The 16,235-nt window shown below is 71.2% G+C and carries 14 protein-coding genes; 4 read left to right on the top strand and 10 right to left on the bottom strand.

Features of this window, described 5'->3' with window-relative positions; genetic code table 11:
- Positions 1-5: 5 nt before the first annotated feature.
- The 10 genes from AB0B90_RS07520 to AB0B90_RS07475 all read right to left on the bottom strand — a co-directional run bounded on the left by AB0B90_RS07520 (position 6) and on the right by AB0B90_RS07475 (position 11,301).
- Positions 6-1,337 (bottom strand): MFS transporter, encoded by a 1,332-nt coding sequence (locus tag AB0B90_RS07520; protein WP_362921441.1) that lies wholly within the window; start codon positions 1,335-1,337, stop codon positions 6-8.
- On the bottom strand, positions 1,334-1,840 hold the full coding sequence (locus AB0B90_RS07515) for a MarR family transcriptional regulator (RefSeq protein WP_362921439.1): 507 nt from the start codon (positions 1,838-1,840) through the stop codon (positions 1,334-1,336). Before AB0B90_RS07515 ends, AB0B90_RS07520 begins: the two co-directional genes overlap by 4 nt.
- A 19-nt stretch (positions 1,841-1,859) precedes the next feature.
- The gene (locus AB0B90_RS07510; RefSeq protein ID WP_362921437.1) at positions 1,860-2,921 is read right to left on the bottom strand and encodes a HAMP domain-containing sensor histidine kinase; all 1,062 of its coding nucleotides are present in this window, start codon (positions 2,919-2,921) and stop codon (positions 1,860-1,862) included.
- Entirely contained in the window at positions 2,918-3,592 is a 675-nt protein-coding gene (locus tag AB0B90_RS07505) for a response regulator transcription factor (RefSeq protein WP_350946177.1), read from the bottom strand. The genes AB0B90_RS07510 and AB0B90_RS07505 overlap by 4 nt, the downstream gene beginning before the upstream one ends.
- Positions 3,593-3,598: 6 nt before the next feature.
- Entirely contained in the window at positions 3,599-5,293 is a 1,695-nt protein-coding gene (locus AB0B90_RS07500; protein ID WP_362921434.1) for a serine hydrolase domain-containing protein, read from the bottom strand.
- Between the two features lie 97 nt (positions 5,294-5,390).
- Complete coding sequence (locus AB0B90_RS07495) at positions 5,391-6,686, bottom strand: Gfo/Idh/MocA family oxidoreductase (protein ID WP_362921432.1); 1,296 nt, start codon at positions 6,684-6,686, stop codon at positions 5,391-5,393.
- Between the two features lie 74 nt (positions 6,687-6,760).
- Positions 6,761-8,023, bottom strand: coding sequence for an extracellular solute-binding protein (locus AB0B90_RS07490; RefSeq protein WP_362921430.1), 1,263 nt, complete (start codon positions 8,021-8,023; stop codon positions 6,761-6,763).
- Between the two features lie 33 nt (positions 8,024-8,056).
- Entirely contained in the window at positions 8,057-8,917 is an 861-nt protein-coding gene (locus AB0B90_RS07485) for a carbohydrate ABC transporter permease (protein WP_350946173.1), read from the bottom strand.
- Entirely contained in the window at positions 8,901-9,881 is a 981-nt protein-coding gene (locus AB0B90_RS07480) for a sugar ABC transporter permease (protein WP_350946172.1), read from the bottom strand. The genes AB0B90_RS07485 and AB0B90_RS07480 overlap by 17 nt, the downstream gene beginning before the upstream one ends.
- A gap of 457 nt (positions 9,882-10,338) precedes the next feature.
- Positions 10,339-11,301, bottom strand: coding sequence for a LacI family DNA-binding transcriptional regulator (locus AB0B90_RS07475; RefSeq protein ID WP_350946171.1), 963 nt, complete (start codon positions 11,299-11,301; stop codon positions 10,339-10,341).
- A gap of 146 nt (positions 11,302-11,447) precedes the next feature.
- Here AB0B90_RS07475 and AB0B90_RS07470 point away from each other — a divergent pair, with 146 nt between their 5' ends.
- Genes AB0B90_RS07470 through AB0B90_RS07455 form a run of 4 tightly spaced genes read left to right on the top strand, consistent with a single transcriptional unit; the run spans position 11,448 to position 16,211 of the window.
- Positions 11,448-12,335: an NAD(P)-dependent oxidoreductase gene (locus AB0B90_RS07470; RefSeq protein WP_350946170.1), complete on the top strand. Its 888-nt coding sequence runs from the start codon at positions 11,448-11,450 to the stop codon at positions 12,333-12,335.
- 23 nt (positions 12,336-12,358) lie between these two features.
- Positions 12,359-13,225, top strand: a complete 867-nt coding sequence (locus tag AB0B90_RS07465; protein WP_362921426.1) for a 5-dehydro-4-deoxyglucarate dehydratase — start codon at positions 12,359-12,361, stop codon at positions 13,223-13,225.
- Positions 13,222-14,265, top strand: a complete 1,044-nt coding sequence (locus AB0B90_RS07460) for a mandelate racemase/muconate lactonizing enzyme family protein (RefSeq protein ID WP_362921424.1) — start codon at positions 13,222-13,224, stop codon at positions 14,263-14,265. The genes AB0B90_RS07465 and AB0B90_RS07460 overlap by 4 nt, the downstream gene beginning before the upstream one ends.
- Positions 14,262-16,211: a DUF6807 family protein gene (locus AB0B90_RS07455; RefSeq protein ID WP_362921422.1), complete on the top strand. Its 1,950-nt coding sequence runs from the start codon at positions 14,262-14,264 to the stop codon at positions 16,209-16,211. Before AB0B90_RS07460 ends, AB0B90_RS07455 begins: the two co-directional genes overlap by 4 nt.
- The last annotated feature ends 24 nt before the right edge of the window (positions 16,212-16,235 follow it).

Genomic DNA, 16,235 nt, shown 5'->3' with positions numbered 1-16,235 from the left:
GCGGCTCAGCACCCGGGTGACATCTCGCGATCGGGTGCCGCGTCGGGGAGTGGCGGCGCCTCACGTGCTTCGTGTTCCTCGTGTCCGGACGGGGTGCGGTAGCCGCGCAGGGGCCGGTTGACCAGGCCGATGGTGACGACGCAGAGCGCGGCCGCGAGGCCGCCCGCGACGAGCGCGACGGGTGCGGACGTGAGGGAGGCGAGAAGTCCCCCGCGGAAGTTGCCGGCCTCCGGTCCGGCGACGCCGATGACGTGCTCGACCGAGGAGACCCGCCCCCGGTAACGGTCGGGTGTCTCGAGCTGGACCAGTGCGCTGCGGGTGACCACGGCGACCGTGTCGGCCGCACCGGCGATCACGAGGCAGCCGAGGGCGAGCCAGAGCGGCCCCGCCAGGCCGAAGCCTGCCAGGGCGAGACCCCAGAGTGTGGCCGCGAAGAGCTGGACGAGGCCGCCGCGGTGCAACCGGGTGACGGTTCCGGACAGCAGGCCCGCACCGAGCCCGCCGAGCGCGATCGCGGACAGGAAGAGCCCCAGCGTCCGTGGGTCTCCCTCGAAGCGGATCTCGTTGATCAGGGGGAAGAGCGCGATCGGCATGGCGAGGAGCGTGGCGGCGAGGTCGGTGGCGAAGGCGCCCCACAGGGTGGGGCGCCGCAGGATGATCCGCCAGCCTCCCCTGGCCGGACCGCGCCGCGGGGGCGTGCCGTCGACGGGCGGCCGATCGTCGCCGGTGCGTGAGACGGCCATCGCGGGCAGCCGCATCACGGCGATCAGTGACGCGACGCCGGCGAGGGCCTGGATCGCGTACGCGGCGGGATAGTGCCACTGGGCGAGCACGAGGCCGGCGAGGGCCGGTCCGGCGAGCATGGATGCCTGGAAGGCGACGTTCTGCAGGGCGAGCCCGGCGGCGACCTGGTCTGCGGGGAGCAACCGGACGGGGAAGGTGCGCTTCGCCGGGGCTCCGAGCGCCGCGCAGCCGGACTGCGCGGCGATCAGGGCGAGCAGCAGCGGGACGGAACGGTTGCCCGCGGCGGCCTGCGCCACCAGGCCCACGGACACCAGGACCTGACCCGCGGTGGTGGCGCGGACGAGGTTCCTGCGGTCGACGGCGTCGGCGAGCGATCCGCCGGCCAGCCCGAGCACGAGGAGGGGTACGGCTGTGGCGAGGCCGATGGCGCCGGTCCAGAGCGGGCTGCGTGTGAGGTCCCAGACCTGCAGGAGGACGGCGACCCCGGCGACCTGCCGGCCGATTGAGGCGAGGGAGGATCCGATCCACAGGTCGCGGAAAGGCCTGCTGGTGCGCAGCGGGCGGAGGTCGATCAGCCGTTCGCGCCAGGTCACGGGGACGGCTCCGCCGGGGCGGGCGGCTCGTGGAGGTGGGCGAGGATCCGCTCTCGCATGGGCCGCCGCGCCAGGGCGCGCTCCAGCTCGGCGACGACGGCACTGAGCGCGTGCGGGATCTCGTCGTCGAGTTCGGCGACGGCGGCCTCGGTCGCGCGCCATTCGGCCTCAAGGAAGGGGATGAGGGCGCGGCCGCGGCCGGTCAGGGTGATGCGGCGGGTGCGGGCGTCGGTGCCGAGCTCGGAGTCGACCAGCCCTTCGCGCCGCATCGCCGTGATCGTCTGGCTCATCGCCGAGTGCGAGCGGCCCAGTGAGTCCGCGAGTTCACGGATCGTCAGCGGGCCGGTGTGCGCGAGGCGGATCAGCGGATAGGCGAACCGGGGGCGCACTCCCTCGATGCCGCGTTCGACGTAGACGGTCTCGATCTGGGCGTCCAGGGCGGCCAGCATGGCGTGAACCGCGTCCCATCGTCCGGGGGAGGCGGTGGGATCCAAAGATGTCATAGCACTAATATAACAGTGCTCATACAAAGCGGCGCAAGGTGAGCCGGAAGGCACAGCCGCCGGCCGGGTGGGGAGGATCCAGCGTGAGGTCGCCGCCGTGGGCCAGGGCGATCTGCCTGGCGATCGGCAGGCCGAGACCGGTGCCGGGCACGTCGCGCCGGCCGCGCCAGAAGCGCTGGAAGACGTGTTCCCTCTCGTCGGCGGGGATGCCGGGGCCGTGGTCGGTCACGACCAGCGTCGCCTCGGTGTCGGTGACCTCGACGCCGATATCCACCTCCGATCCGGCCGGGGCGTATCTGATCGCGTTGTCGACGAGGTTGGAGATCGCGCGGCTCACGGTGGGCTCGTCGACGGAGCACACGGCGGTGGGCGGGCCGGTGACCGACAGGCCGATCTTCTTGCCGGCCGCCGGCACGCCGGCCTGCTCGACGACGCCGCGTGCCAGGGCCATCAGGTCGGCCGGCCGCCGGTCGACGGCGCGGGCCCGTGCGCGGGCGTCGACCAGCAGGTGGTCGATCGTCGTCTGGAGCCGCTCGGACGCCGCTCGCGAGCGTTCCAGCCCTCGCCGGTAGATCTCGACGGTGGGCGCTGGGTGGTCGAGGAGCACCTCGGCGTTGGTCATCAGCACCGACAGCGGTACGCGCAGCTCGTGGCTGGTCTCGTCGATCAGCCGCCACTGCGTGGCGGCGGCCTGCTCCAGCCGGTCGAGCATGGCGTCGAAGGCGGCGGCCAGGGCCATCACCTCGGCCGGCCCGCGCTCCAGGGCGATACGCCGGCTCAGGTCCGTTCCGCCGATGTCGTCGGCCGCCGCGCGGACCCGCTCGATCGGGGCCGTCGCCCGGCCCGCCCACCACCAGGCCAGCGCGGCGGCGGCCGGGGCGAGCGCGAGGATGGTCCAACTGACCCACGCGGACCTGTGCACCGAGGTGCTCCGGACGCTCTGTGCGCCGTCGAGCGTCTGGAAGGTCGTCTCGGTGTCGGTCACGAGGATCACGCCGAACAGCAGCAGAACCGGGAGGTAGATCGCGAGGAATCCGAGCACGGCGAGGCGCGCGCGCAGTGACCGCCAGGGACGGGTCATGAGGGAGGCCTCTCCAGCCGATAGCCGACGTTGGTGATCGTGAAGATCAGGGCGGGCTCGCCGAGCTTCCTGCGCAGCCGGCTGAGGATGACCCGCACCGAGGCGGTGAAGGGGTTGGCGTGGGCGTCCCACACGTGCTCCAGCAGGTCCTCGGCTGAGAGCGTCACGCCGGGATGGTGCATGAAATAGCGCAGCAGCGCGTACTCGCGCGAGGTGAGATCGAGTTCGACGCCGGACCGCCAGACCCGGTGAGCGGTGAGGTCGAGGGTGAGCTCGCCCACCCGCAGGATCGACCCGTGCTCGTCGGCGCGCCGGCCCAGTGCCCGCAACCGGGCGACGAGCTCGGTGAAGTGGAACGGCTTGACGAGATAGTCGTCGGCGCCGGCGTCCAGCCCGGCCACCCGGTCGGCGACGGCGTCGCGGGCGGTCAGCACGAGCGTGCGCCGGGGCCGGTGCAGGTCGGGATCGCCGGCGAGCCGGCGCACCAGGTCGAGCCCGTCGCCGTCGGGCAGGGAGAGGTCGAAGCAGGCCACGTCGTAGGCCGTGGTCCGCAGCGCCTCCTCCGCCTCACGGTAGGTCGCCGCCAGGTCGACCGCGTACGACTCGTTGCGCAGGCCGAGGGCGACCACCTCGGCCAGGTCGGGGTCGTCCTCGACGAGGAGGATACGCACGGCGCGTCAGCCGGTCCGTCGTGCGGACGTCGTCCCGTCCGCCCGGGAGACGAGCAGCTGCCGGTCCTTGAAGGAGAGGCTCACCCGCGGCCCGGTGCCGGCCGGGTCGTCGGGACGGTAGCGGCCGTCTCCGGAGGCGACGAAGGTCAGTTCCGGGGCCTTCGTGGGAACCTCGGCCGCCTCGATGCCTCCCTGCTCGTTGACGGAGTACCAGCCGAGGACCTGTCGCGTTCCCGCGGTGAGGGTGACGTAGGTGCGCACCTCGTCGCCGCTGGTCACCGTGCCGGCCGGTGTGACGGCGCCGAGGGGCCCGAAGGCGGCCTCCAGGGACGCGCGTTCCTTGCGGCCCTCCTGCGTCTTACCGGCCAGCAGCGCCAGTACGCGCTCGTCGTGCCCGCGCGGATCGCCCGCGGTGGGATCGCGGGGCGGGAACAGCGCCGCGACCGCGTCGGGGCCGGTGGCCGAGACCGTCAGCCCGCCGTCGGAGGTGCTCACGTCGAGGGAGCCTCCCGTCTTCAGTTCGTACGACCCGACGATAGCGGCGAGATCGCCACCGCCGCGGGCCGCCGCGGTGGGGGTGGGCAGCGGGCCGCCGACGAGCAGCGCCGGCCCCACCACCCGCAGCAGGTCCTCGGCGCTCACCTCCGGTTTGTTCGCCGATATCGCGACCACCCGCTCCTGCCCGGGGATCCACGCGACGACGGTGTTGTGGCCGACGTCGCCGCCGCCCCCCGCGGTGCTCAGGAACGGCTCGCCGAACAGCGACTCGTCGAACGCCACCCACCCCGGGGTCTCGGACCTGCCGTCGCCCAGATCGTGCCCCGGCCTGCCGATGATCTCGGCCGATTCGCGGGAGAGCAGCCTTCCGGTGAACAGCGCGTGCGTCCAGGTCGCCAGGTCCCGCATGGTCATCGCGAGGCCGCCGTTGCCCTCCACCGCCCAGTACGGCCCGTCGAAGCCGCCTGAGCGGCCGATCGCGCCGTTGTCGAGCCGCCCGACGGCCCGAGGCCCCGTCACGGCCGGCTCGCCCTCCCAGAATCCTCCCGCGACCCGGCCGCCGGGCAGCCGCAGGACCCTCTCGGCCAGGTAGGCGCGAAAACTCCTGCCCGACGCCTTCTCGACGATGAGCGCGAGCAAGGTGTAGCCGGCGTTGGAGTACAGGTAGCCGCGGCCGGGCTTGAAGGCCGGCCTCAACGCGCCGATCGCCGCCACCGCGGCGTCCCGGCCGAGCGGCTCGTAGTCGCCGCGGCCGTGTGAGCCGTTGAGCCCGCCGGTGTGCAGCAGCAGCTGCCGCACCGTCGCCTTGGCCGCGGCGCCGCCCAGTTCGGGCAGGATCTTCCCCGCCCGGTCGTCGAGCGCGAGCCTTCCCTCCTCGACCAGGGTGAACACCGCCGCCGCGGTGAACGCCTTGGTGACCGATCCGATGCTGAACACCGTCTCCGGGGTGTTCTGCCTTCCCGTGGCGTCGTCCGCCGTGCCGTAGGCGGCGAGGCAGGTGGCCCTGCCGCCTTCGAGGATCGCGATCGATCCGCTGAACCCCGCGTCGGCCCACGCGCCGAACGCCACCTCCAGCCGGTGGTCGCACCGGGTGGCGCCGGCCTCCGTGGCCCGTGGCGGTCGCGGGCCGCCGGGAGCGGCGCCGCACGCCGCCAGGGTCGCCGCCAGTACGACGGCCGTGATCGCTGGAAGAGTCTTTCGCATGGGGGCGAAGTTAGGCTCCGCCCTGCAAACCTGACGTGAACGACTCCGCGTCCCCGGGTGATCCGCTCGCTTCGACGGCGCGCCTGCTTCTACCGGGTCAGCGCGCGAGCCGGGTGCCGTCCTCGTCGAGGAGAACGGGGGCGCCGGTCGCGGCGGAGAGGTTCGCCGAGATCCCGACCATCACGCCGGCGACGCCCGCGAGGTGCCCCGCCTGGCGGCCCAGCGGATCCTCGCCCGCGCCGCGGAAGACGTCGTTCAGCATGAGGGCGTCGCCGCCGCCGTGGCCGCCCGCGCCCGAGGGGATGGCGACCTCCTCCGGTTCGCTCCAGTGCCGGTGCAGGACGAGCCGTTCGAAGGCGCCGGGGGCGTGGGCCTTGTCGGCGGCGGTCGGGTCGATCGCGGCGCGCGGCGGGGTCCAGGCGCGTTCGACGACCTCCAGCTCCAGCCGTCCCGCGGTGCCGTTGAAGGCCACCCGGTAGCCCTCGAAGGGGCCGTGGGCGTTGAGTGAGTAGGTGAGCGTCGCCCCGCGCGAGTAGCCGACGAGGACGGCCATGTTGTCGTCGATGCTCACGCCCTCGCCGAACACGTCCTGGTCGCGGATGTAGCCGTCCTCGTGCTCTGCGTCCAGGTACAGGCGCTTGAGCCGGGGATCGGCGGAGATGTCGAGGAGGTAGGGGTCGGTGCCGAGTTCCGGTGCGCCGTGAGCGCGTTGTGGCCGGTCGCGCAGGCCACGGGTGCGGGCGTTGGCGGCTCCGTAGAAGCGCAGCGCCGACCGGGCGTAGACGGAGCGGGCGGTGTCGGCCAGCCACCAGTTGACCAGGTCGAAGTGGTGGGTGGACTTGTGCACCAGCAGCCCGCCTGAGCTGGACCTGTCGCGGTGCCAGCGGCGGAAGTAGTCGGCTCCGTGGATGGTGTCGAGCACCCACTCGAAGTGCACGGAGGCGACGTCGCCGATCGCTCCGTCGGCGATCAGCCGGCGGACGGCGCTGTTGCGCGGCGAGTAGCGGTAGTTGAAGGTGACGACGAGCCGGCCGGTGCTGCGCTCGGCGGCCTCGACGATGGCAGCGCAGTCCTCGGCGGTGGTGCACAGCGGCTTCTCCACGATGACGTCCTTGCCCGCCTCCAGCGCGGCGACGACGTAACGGGCGTGGGCGGCGTCGACGGTGGCGACCACGACGGCGTCGGCGAGCTGGAGCAGCTTGTCGAACTCGTGCGGTGCGAAGCTCGGGACGTCGCGTCCGATCCGGTCGAGGTAGTAGCCGATCCGGGTCCGGTTGACGTCGCAGAGGGCGGCGATCTCGCCGGTGTCGCCCCACTCGCCGAGCAGCGCGTCGATGTACAGCTGCACCCGGTGGCCGAGTCCGACGAAGGCGTATCGCATCAGGAACTCCATCAGGGGGACGGGAAAGTGGCGGGTGTGCCGTACGGCTCGGCGCGAGCCGTACGGCACACGTCAGGGGAGGCCGGTCACTGGGAGATGGCGGCGTTGGCCTCGTTGAGGAAGGACTTCACCGCGTCGTCCGCGGAGGCCTTGCCGAACAGCACCGAGTCGCTGGCGCGCTTGAGGATGTCCTCCATCTCCATCGCGCCCTTCGGCGGGATCACGATCGGGCTCAGCTCGCTCCTGATCGAGTCGATGAAGGCGAGCACCTTCTGGTCGGTCGGGGTGAGCTTGTCCTTGACGGCGTCGACGACCTTGGCGTTGGTCGGCAGGCCGCGGTCACTGAGCAGGATGGCGCCGGCCTCGGGGTCGTTGACGAGGAATTCGACGAACTTCTGCGCGGCCTCGGCCTGCTCGGTCTTCGACGAGATCGTGTAGTACATCGCCGGCTGCAGGAACATGCCGGCGGTGGTCGCGCCCTCGGCCTTGGGCATCCGCAGCAGGTCGAGTTCCTGGCCGGAGCCCTTGTTCAGCGCGGTGAGCTGGTTGCTCCACCAACTGCCGAACGCGCTGGCGTTCGTGGCGAGCAGTGCCTGGTCGACCTTGGTGCCGGTCTCCAGCATCTGGGCGGCGCCGGGACCGGCCTTGGTGGAGACGATCTTCTGTAGCAGGGCCCACCAGTCCTTGATGGTCTGCTCCGACATGCCGATCCTGCCGTCCTTGTAGAACTGCTCCCCGCGCTGGGCGGCGAACAGCTGCAGGAAGGCGGGGTTCACGTTCCACTCGGTGCCCCAGATCTTGCCGTCGCCCTTCTCGGTCACCTTCTGGGAGATCGAGATGTAGTCGTCCCAGGTCCAGGTCGTGTCGTCGGGGACCTTCTCGCCCGCCTTCTCCACCGTCGCCCTGTTGACGATGATCGGGAAGGTGTTGACGCCGGTGGGGACGGCGTACTGCTTGCCGTCGATCTGACCGGCCTTGAGCACCTCCTGGTCGAGGTCGGCGGTGTTCAGCTTGCCGGTGAGGTCGGCGAGGGTGGCGCGGCCCGCGTACTCGGCGAGGCCGCGGATCTCGATGGACATGACGTCGGGGGCGTCGCCGGCCGCGGTCTTGGTGGCCAGTTTCTCGTAGTAGCTGTCCCAGTCGGAGAAGTCGCCTTCGATGTCGATCGTCGGGTTCTTCTTCTCGAAAGCGGCGATGGCCGACTCGGTCAGCTTCTGCCGGGCGTCGCTGCCCCAGTACGAGAAGACGACCTTCGTCTTCCCGCCGGAATCACCGCTGTCGTCGCTGCCGCAGGCGGTTGCCGACACGGCGAGCAGGGTGATGGCGGTGGCCGCCAGGATGCGCTTCATCGGGATACCTCCGGGGGTGGGGGATGGGGAGGGTTATTTGAGACCGGTGGTCGCCATACCGCGGATGAGGTACTTCTGGCCCGCCAGGAAGAATCCGAAGATCGGGCCGAGCGAGATGATCGACATCGCGAACAGCGGCCCCCAGGAGGACTCGCCGCTGGAGTCCATGAACTGCCGGAGCGCGACGGGAACGGTGAGGTTGTCGGAGTTGGTCAGGTAGAGGTTCTGGGTGAAGAAGTCGTTCCACGTCCAGATGAAGGTGAAGATCGCGGTGGTCGCGAGCGCCGGGACGCACAACGGCATGATCACCCGGGTGAACGTGCGCCACTGGCCCGCGCCGTCGATCGCCGCCGCCTCGTCCAGCTCCCGGGGAAGGGTGCGGATGAACTGCACCATCAGGAAGATGAAGAACGCGTCGGTCGCGAGGAACTTCGGCGCGACGATCGGCCAGATCGTGTTGATCCAGTCGATCTTGGCGAACACGATGTACTGCGGGACGACCGTGACGTGGTGCGGCAGCATGATCGAGCCGAGCATGATCGCGAACCACATCTTCTTCAGCGGGAACTCCAGCCGGGCGAAGGCGTAGGCCGCGAGCGAGCAGGCGGCCAGGTTGCCGATCACCGCCAGGGCGGTGAGGACCGCCGAGTTCCACAGGTAGTAGCCGAAGGAGTGCTTGAGCGCGCCCCAGCCCTCGGTGTAGTTCTCGGCCGTCACCGCGGTCGGCATCAGCCCGGGCTCCCGGAAGATCAGCTCCTCGGGCTTGAACGAGCTGGAGACCATCCAGAGCAGCGGGTAGAGCATGAGCAGCCCGGCGGCGATGAGCAGCAGGTGCCTGACCAGGCGCGGGGCGGGCCGGAAGAGGGCCGGTACGCGCTTACTTGTCGTCGCCATAGAAAACCCAGAATCGAGACATGAGGAAGTTGACGGCGGTCAGCGCGGCGATGATGAGCAGCAGCACCCAGGCCATGCCGGCCGCGTAACCCATTTCGTAGTTCTTGAAGCCCTTGATGTAGAGGTAGAGCGTGTAGAACAGGGTCGAGTCGACCGGTCCGCCGTTGCCGCCGCTCACGATGAACGACTGGGTGAAGGACTGGAACGACTTGATCACCTCCAGCACCAGGTTGAAGAAGATGATCGGGGTGAGCAGCGGCAGGGTGATCGAGCGGAACTTCCGCCACCTGCCGGCGCCGTCGACCGCGGCCGCCTCGTACAGGCTCTGCGGGATCTGGCGGAGCCCGGCCAGGAAGATGACCATCGGGGCGCCGAACGTCCAGACGTGCAGGATGATCAGCGTCCACAGCGCGGTGTCGGGGCTGGTCACCCAGCCGTGGCCCTGGTAGCCGAACAGGCCGAGGAACGAGTTGACGATGCCGTCGGTCCCGAAGATCTTCCGCCAGAGGATCGAGATCGCCACGCTGCCCCCGAGCAGCGACGGCAGGTAGAAGATCGAGCGGTAGAACGGCAGGCCGCGCAGGCCCCTGTCCAGCACGAGCGCGAGCGCCAGGGCGAAGGCGAGCTGCAGCGGGACGGAGACCACCACATAGGTGGTCGTCACCTGCAGCGAGGCCATGAACCGGTCGTCCTGGACGAACATCTTCTCGTAGTTGTCCAGGCCCACCCAGTGGGCTTCGCTCAGCAGGCTGTAGTCGGTGAACGACAGGTAGAGCGAGGCGATCATCGGACCGAGCGTGATCGCGAACAGGCCGATGAACCAAGGGGCCAGGAACAGATAGGCGGCCAGCGCCTGCGATCGGCCGCGGGAGCTCTTGAGACGCCCTGGGCGGGGGGCACCCGCCTTTTCCCGGGGTGCGACCGGTATCTCGGCCGTCCCCGCCGGTGCGGGACTCAGCGTCATCACTGGCCCTTCGGGGAGTTGGTGAATGGGATGCGCTTTTCCTATAGCGTCACGAACTAATACGTCAACCCTTTGCAGTGAGCTGGATCACGAATCGTAACGTTAGCTTTTGGCATTATCGCAGGTCAGACGAGGTATTCCCTGTCGGGTTCCGAATGGAAAAATCTCGCACGAAGACGAGTTTGTACAACCGATTGCAGTTGCGGGCATACGCGTGCCCCCGTTGTGGCGAGCGGAAAACGCCTGGTCAACGCCGTGCGGGCGGCTCCCGGCGCACCCGTTTCCGGCAGGGGTCCCGGGCGGGGTGCCTGCGGCGGCCCGGGTCTCATCGGCCGGGGAGTCACCCCTGCGGGCGGACGCGCCTTCCCCCGGCGGTGTGGTCGCCGAGGGCGGCGCCCGTCTCAGCCGATCGGCCGGTGGGGCGGGCGCGGTGCCCGCCCGGCTGCCTCTGGGAAGTTCACGGGGCCTGTCTGGGAGGCGCGGTGGACTCGCGGACCACCAGGTGGGTCTCCAGGACGGTCGTGGCGCTCATCGACTGGATGAGGAGGTCGACCGCCATCCGGCCGGCGTCGCTCGCGGGCATCGCGACCGTGGTGAGTTTGGGGCGGTGCAGCCGCCCGGTGATGCTGTCGTCGAAGCCGATCACGCTGACGTCGCCCGGCACGTCGACGCCGAGGACCTCCAGTCCTCCGATGAGGCCGATGGCGACGAGGTCGTTGTAGGCGAGCACGCCGGTCACCCCGGCCTCGGCCACCTTGGCCGCGGCGGCGATGCCGCCCTCCTCGGTGGGGGAGTTGGGGCCGATGACGACCGTGTCGAGACCGGGGATCTCCGCGACGGCCTTGCGGATCTCCCCGCTGGTCCACGATCCGGCCGGGCCCGTCACCAGGGCGACGCGCCGGTGACCGAGTCGCACGAGGTGCTCCATCGCGACGCGGGCGCCGTGGGCGACGTCCATCACGACCGTGGTCAGCCCGCGGATACGCCGGTTGACCAGCACGAACGAGACGCGTTCCGAGAGCTTCTCCAGAGCCTTGTTCGACAGGCGCGGGCTGCACAGCACGATGCCGTCGACCTGCTTGGAGAAGGCCAGGACGAGGTTCTCCTCCTCGGTGGGGTCCTCGCCGGTGTCGGCCACGAACAGGTGGTAGTCCTGGCGGCGGGCGGCGGCCTGCGCGGCCTTGATCAGCGGAGGGAAGAACGGATTGGCCAGATCGGCCACGATCAGCCCGATGTTGTTGGTGCGGCCCGTCTTGAGGGAGCGGGCCGCCCGGTTGGGCCGATAGTCGAGCTTCTCGGCCGCCGCGAGCACCCGGGTCCGGGTCTCGGCGTTCACCAGATGAGGTGCCGAGAAGGTTCGGGAGACCGTCGACACGTGAACACCTGAGGCGTGGGCGACGTCCCGAATGGTCACTGACATGCGCACACCCTAACGCAATCGTTTGCAGATCAGCTAACCATCCTGAGACCGGTTGCGGGCGATTGACCCCGCTCACTTGACGTATTGTCTCGCCTGACGCGATTGTTTACTGCAACTGATTGCAGTCTTCAGAAGGAGTCCACACGGTGAGCAGAGTGCTCGTCACCGGTAGCGCGGGCCGGCTCGGCCGCAGCGTGGTCACCTCGCTCGCGGCGGCCGGACATGAGGTGATCGGCGTGGACAGCGCGCCGGGCACCCCGCGAGAGGCCGCCTCGGCCCTTCCCGCGGATCTCACCGACCTGGGGGAGGCCCACTCGGTGATCGCACGGTTCCGGCCGCAGGCGGTGGTCCACCTGGCGGCCATCGCGGTGCCGTTCAGCCGTTCCGAGCCCACCACGTTCCGCGTCAACACCCAGCTCGCCTTCAACGTCTGCACGGCCTCGGTCGCCCTCGGGGTGGAGAAGCTCGTGGTGGCCAGCAGCCCCACGGTGATCGGATACGGCGCGCCGGGCGGATGGACCCCCGCCTACCTGCCGCTCGACGAGGACCACCCGACGGAGCCCTGGAACGCCTACAACCTGTCGAAGGTCGTGGCCGAGCAGACCGTGCGGACCTTCGCCCGCACCACCGAGACCACCCGGATGGCCGCGTTCCGCCCCTGTTTCGTCGTCGCGCCCGAGGAGTGGGAGGGCGCGCCCACCCAGTCCGGGCACACGATCACCGAACGGCTGAACCGGCCCGAGATAGGCGGAGCCTCGCTGTTCAACTACCTCGACGCCCGCGACGCCGGCGACTTCGTCGACACACTGCTCACCAGGCTCCCCCTGCTGGAGACGAACGGCGAGGTCTTCTTCGCGGGCGCCGGCGACGCCCTGGCGCGCGAGCCGCTGGCCGAGCTGCTGCCGGCCGTCATGCCGGAGACGAAGACGTTCGCCGCCCATCTGACCGGCACCGCCCCCGCCTTCTCCTCCGCCAAGGCCGAGCGGCTGCTCGGCTGGACCGCCAAGCGCGGCTGGCGCACCGAACTCTCCTGACTCTCCAGAAAGAGACCCTGATCATGAATCTCGACGGTGTCCTCTTCTTCCCCGTCACCCCCTTCGGCGCGGACGGCGACCTCGCGCCCGGCGTGCTGGCCGACCACGTCCGGCGAGGCCTTGAGCACCGGCCGGGCGGCGTGTTCGCCGCCTGCGGGACGGGCGAGTTCACCGCGCTGTCGCAGGCCGAGCACGCCGAGGTCGTCCGGGTGGCGGTGGAGGCGGCGGCCGGGGCCGTCCCGGTGTTCGCCGGAGCGGGCGGGCCGATCGGCGCGGCACTCGCCCAGGCGCGGGCCGCCAGGGAGGCGGGCGCCGACGGGCTGCTGCTCATGCCGCCCTACCTCGTCCAGGGGCCCGGCTTCCCCGCCTACGTACGGGCGATCGCCGCCGAACTCCCGGTGATCATCTACCAGCGCGGGCCGATCGCGCTCGAACCGGAGGCGGCGGTCGAGCTGGCCGCGATCCCCGGTGTCATCGGGCTGAAGGACGGCCTCGGTGACATCGACCGGATGCAGCGGATCGTGCTGGCCGTCAGGGAGACCCACCGGGACTTCCTGTTCTTCAACGGGTTGCCGACCGCGGAGCTCACCCAGCCCGCCTACCGGGCGCTCGGTGTCGGCCTGTACTCCAGCGCGGTGTTCTGCTTCGCCCCCGAGATCGCCAACGCCTACCTGAACGGCGACGAGCGGCTGATCACCGAGTTCTACGCTCCGCTGGTGCGGCTGCGTTCCAGGGTTCCGGGCTACGCGGTGTCGCTGGTCAAGGCCGGGGTGCGGCTGCGCGGGCTGGACGCGGGCGAGGTCCGGCCGCCGCTGGTGCCCGTCGCGCCCGAGCACGAGGCCGAACTGGAGGCGCTGATCAAGTCGGGGCTCGCCCTGGTAGCGCCATGATCAAGGACTTGACGGTCACGCCACGGTCGGTACCCCTGAGCCGGCCCTGGGGCCCGGACGTCTCCCACAACCACGTGCTGCTCGTCACGATCACGCTGGACGACGGGCGGCGCGGCACCGGGATGGCGTGGACACCGCAGATCGGGGCCCAGGCGATCAGGGCACTGCTGGAGCACGACATCCGCGAGGCGGTGATCGGCCTGCCGGCGCATCCGGAGCTGGTGTGGGACCGGCTGTCGGCTCACCTCGGCGAGGCGGGCCGGTCCGGGATCGTCCCGATCGCCCTGGCCGGGGTGGATGTCGCGCTCTGGGACCTGCGCTGCGGGGAGCGGGCGCTGGTCGAGATCCTCGGCGCGCGGCGCGAGAGCGTCCCCGTCTACGGCAGCGGGGTCAACCTCCACTACTCGCTGGAGGAACTCCGGGCGCAGGCCCGGCGATGGGTCGCCGCCGGATACACCGCGGTCAAGATCAAGGTCGGGCGCCCCTCGCCGGCCGAGGACGTCGAGCGGGTGGCGGCGGTCCGTGAGGTGATCGGCCCCGACCGGCTGCTGATGGTCGACGCCAACCAGCGCTGGGATCTGCACCGGGCCCGCGTCGCGCTGCGGGCCCTGGAGCGCTACGACCTGTTCTGGATCGAGGAGCCGCTGCCCGCCGACGACCTGTCCGCCCACGTGGAACTGCGGCGCGGCGTCACCGTCCCGATCGCGGTCGGCGAGAACGTCGCCACCGTCCACGGGTTCCGCGACCTGCTGACCGGGGGCGCCTGCGACGTCGTCCAGCCGAACCTGGTGCGGGTCGGCGGCATCACACCGTTCCTGCGGATCGCCGAGCTCGCCCGCGCCTTCGGCGTCCCCGTCTACCCGCACCTGCTCACCGAGCTGTCGGGCCAGCTCGCCCTCGCGCTGCACCACCCCGCGATGGTGGAGAGGGTGGAGGAGGCCGCGCTGACCGACCTCGGGCTGCTCGCCCCGCCCTTCCCGGTGGAGATCAGCGGGCCGGAGCTGCGGGCGACCGGGGCGCCGACGAGGTGGGCGTCGTGAAGCCGGTGCGAGTGGTGGTCGCCGGAGTGCACGGCTACGGCAGGAACCACCTGGCGAACGTCCGGCGGCTCGCCGCGGCGGGCCGGGCCGAGCTCGCCGGGGTATGCGACACCCTGCCACCCTCGCCCGGCCTCGACGTACCGTTCTCGGCGGACCTGCCGTCGCTGATCGCCGAGACCGGCGCGGAGGTCGCGGTGATCGCGACGCCGATCCACACCCACGCTCCGCTCGCCGTCGCGGCCCTGCGGGCCGGCGCGCACGTGCTGCTGGAAAAACCGCCCGCGCCGTCGATGGAGGAGTTCGAACGGATCTCCGCCGCCGTGGCGGAGACGGGGCTCGCCTGCCAGGTGGGCTTCCAGTCGCTCGGCTCGGCCGCCGTCCCCGCCGCGGCCGGAGCGCTGGGCGAACCACTTCGGGGCGTCGGCGTCGCCGGATCCTGGACACGCCCGTTCACCTACTACTCACGCGCCCCCTGGGCGGGACACCGCAGGCTGGACGGCGTGGACGTGATGGACGGCGCGCTCACCAATCCGTTCGCGCACGCGACGGCCACCGCGCTGGCCGTCGCGGGTGCCGACACGGCCTCCTCGGTCGAGGGCGTCGAGCTGGAGCTGTACCGGGCCAACGCGATCTGCTGCGACGACACCTCCAGCGCGCGGCTCCGCCTCGCCGACGGCACCGTCATCGCGATCACCGTGAGCCTGTGCGGCGACCGCAGGACCGAGCCCTACCTGCACCTGCACGGCGAGACGCGCTCCGCCCTGCTCTTCTACACCCTCGACGAGATCGAGGTGGACGGTGTCCGCACCGGCTTCGACCGGGTCGATCTGCTCGGCAACCTCCTGGCGCACATCAGGGAGGGGGCGGAGCTGCTGGTGCCGCTGGAGCGGACCGGGGGCTTCACCCGGCTGCTCGACGAGATCCGGCGCGCTCCCGATCCGCTGCCCGTCGACGGCTTCCGCACGGAGCCGTCCCGGCTGGTGCTGCCGGGCATCGAGGGTCTGGTCGCGCGAGCGGCGGCCGAGCTGAAAACCCTCTCGGAACTCGGCTTCCCCGGCGGTCCCGGCTCCCGGGCGGCGACCGGACCGAAGACGGTCCGGCCCGAGACGGTCCGGCCCGAGACGGTCTGGCCCGAGACGGTGCTGAGGGCCGGTTCGCGGCAGGTCGCGACCTACCTCCAGCGGGGCGACCTGCAGCCGACGGACGCGCCGCGCCCCCACCTGCATCCGGTCCGCACCCTTGGCGGAACGGTCGTGACCGAGAGCCGGCCCGCCGACCACGTGCATCATTTCGGGGCGAGCGTGGCGATCTCCGATGTCAACGGGGTCAACTTCTGGGGCGGCTCCACCTACGTACCGGGCGCCGGCCCGCGGATCCTGCCCAACCACGGGCGCCAGCGGCGGCGCTCCCTGCGTCCCGTGCCCGGAGGCTTCGCCGAGAGCCTCGACTGGGTCGGACCGGACGGCACCGTCCTGGCCTCCGAGGAGCGGACCCTCACCACCCGCGTCCTGCCCGGCGCCTGGGCGCTGGACGTCGCCTTCACGCTGGACAACCGGACCGGCGCGCCGTTGTCGATCCAGAGCTCGGCCTGCAAGGGCAGGACCGGCGCCGGCTACGGGGGGTTCTTCTGGCGGGCGCCCAAGGACTCCACCGGGCTGGAGGTCTTCACCGAAGGCACCTCCGGCGAGCGGGCCGTGCACGGTGGCCTCTCGCCCTGGCTCGCGCTCACCTGTGACGACTGGAGCCTGCTGTTCGTGCAGACCCTCGGGCTCGACCCGTGGTTCGTGCGCGTCGCCGAGTACCCGGGCGTCGGACCGGCCCTGGCCTGGGACGCGCCGCTGAGCGTGCCGGACCGGTTGGAACGCGCGATCACCGTCGTGGTCGCCGACGGGCGGCTCACCACGCGACGAGCCTCGGCCCTCGCCGCGGAGCTCCTCACCTCGTGACGGACCTCGCCGCGGGCGGCCTCG

This window comes from Streptosporangium sp. NPDC049078 (assembly GCF_040648855.1).
Lineage (GTDB): Bacteria > Actinomycetota > Actinomycetes > Streptosporangiales > Streptosporangiaceae > Streptosporangium.
This window is presented reverse-complemented; position numbering and strand designations above follow the sequence as displayed.

Excerpts from the sequence above, each read along its gene's own strand:
- AB0B90_RS07460 (WP_362921424.1), top strand. The coding sequence starts at position 13,222 with ATGATCAAGGACTTGACGGTCACGCCACGGTCGGTACCCCTGAGCCGG.
- AB0B90_RS07485 (WP_350946173.1), bottom strand. The coding sequence starts at position 8,917 with ATGGCGACGACAAGTAAGCGCGTACCGGCCCTCTTCCGGCCCGCCCCG.
- AB0B90_RS07465 (WP_362921426.1), top strand. The coding sequence starts at position 12,359 with ATGAATCTCGACGGTGTCCTCTTCTTCCCCGTCACCCCCTTCGGCGCG.
- AB0B90_RS07515 (WP_362921439.1), bottom strand. The coding sequence starts at position 1,840 with ATGACATCTTTGGATCCCACCGCCTCCCCCGGACGATGGGACGCGGTT.
- AB0B90_RS07495 (WP_362921432.1), bottom strand. The coding sequence starts at position 6,686 with ATGGAGTTCCTGATGCGATACGCCTTCGTCGGACTCGGCCACCGGGTG.
- AB0B90_RS07500 (WP_362921434.1), bottom strand. The coding sequence starts at position 5,293 with ATGCGAAAGACTCTTCCAGCGATCACGGCCGTCGTACTGGCGGCGACC.
- AB0B90_RS07490 (WP_362921430.1), bottom strand. The coding sequence starts at position 8,023 with ATGAAGCGCATCCTGGCGGCCACCGCCATCACCCTGCTCGCCGTGTCG.
- AB0B90_RS07475 (WP_350946171.1), bottom strand. The coding sequence starts at position 11,301 with ATGTCAGTGACCATTCGGGACGTCGCCCACGCCTCAGGTGTTCACGTG.
- AB0B90_RS07480 (WP_350946172.1), bottom strand. The coding sequence starts at position 9,881 with ATGACGCTGAGTCCCGCACCGGCGGGGACGGCCGAGATACCGGTCGCA.
- AB0B90_RS07510 (WP_362921437.1), bottom strand. The coding sequence starts at position 2,921 with ATGACCCGTCCCTGGCGGTCACTGCGCGCGCGCCTCGCCGTGCTCGGA.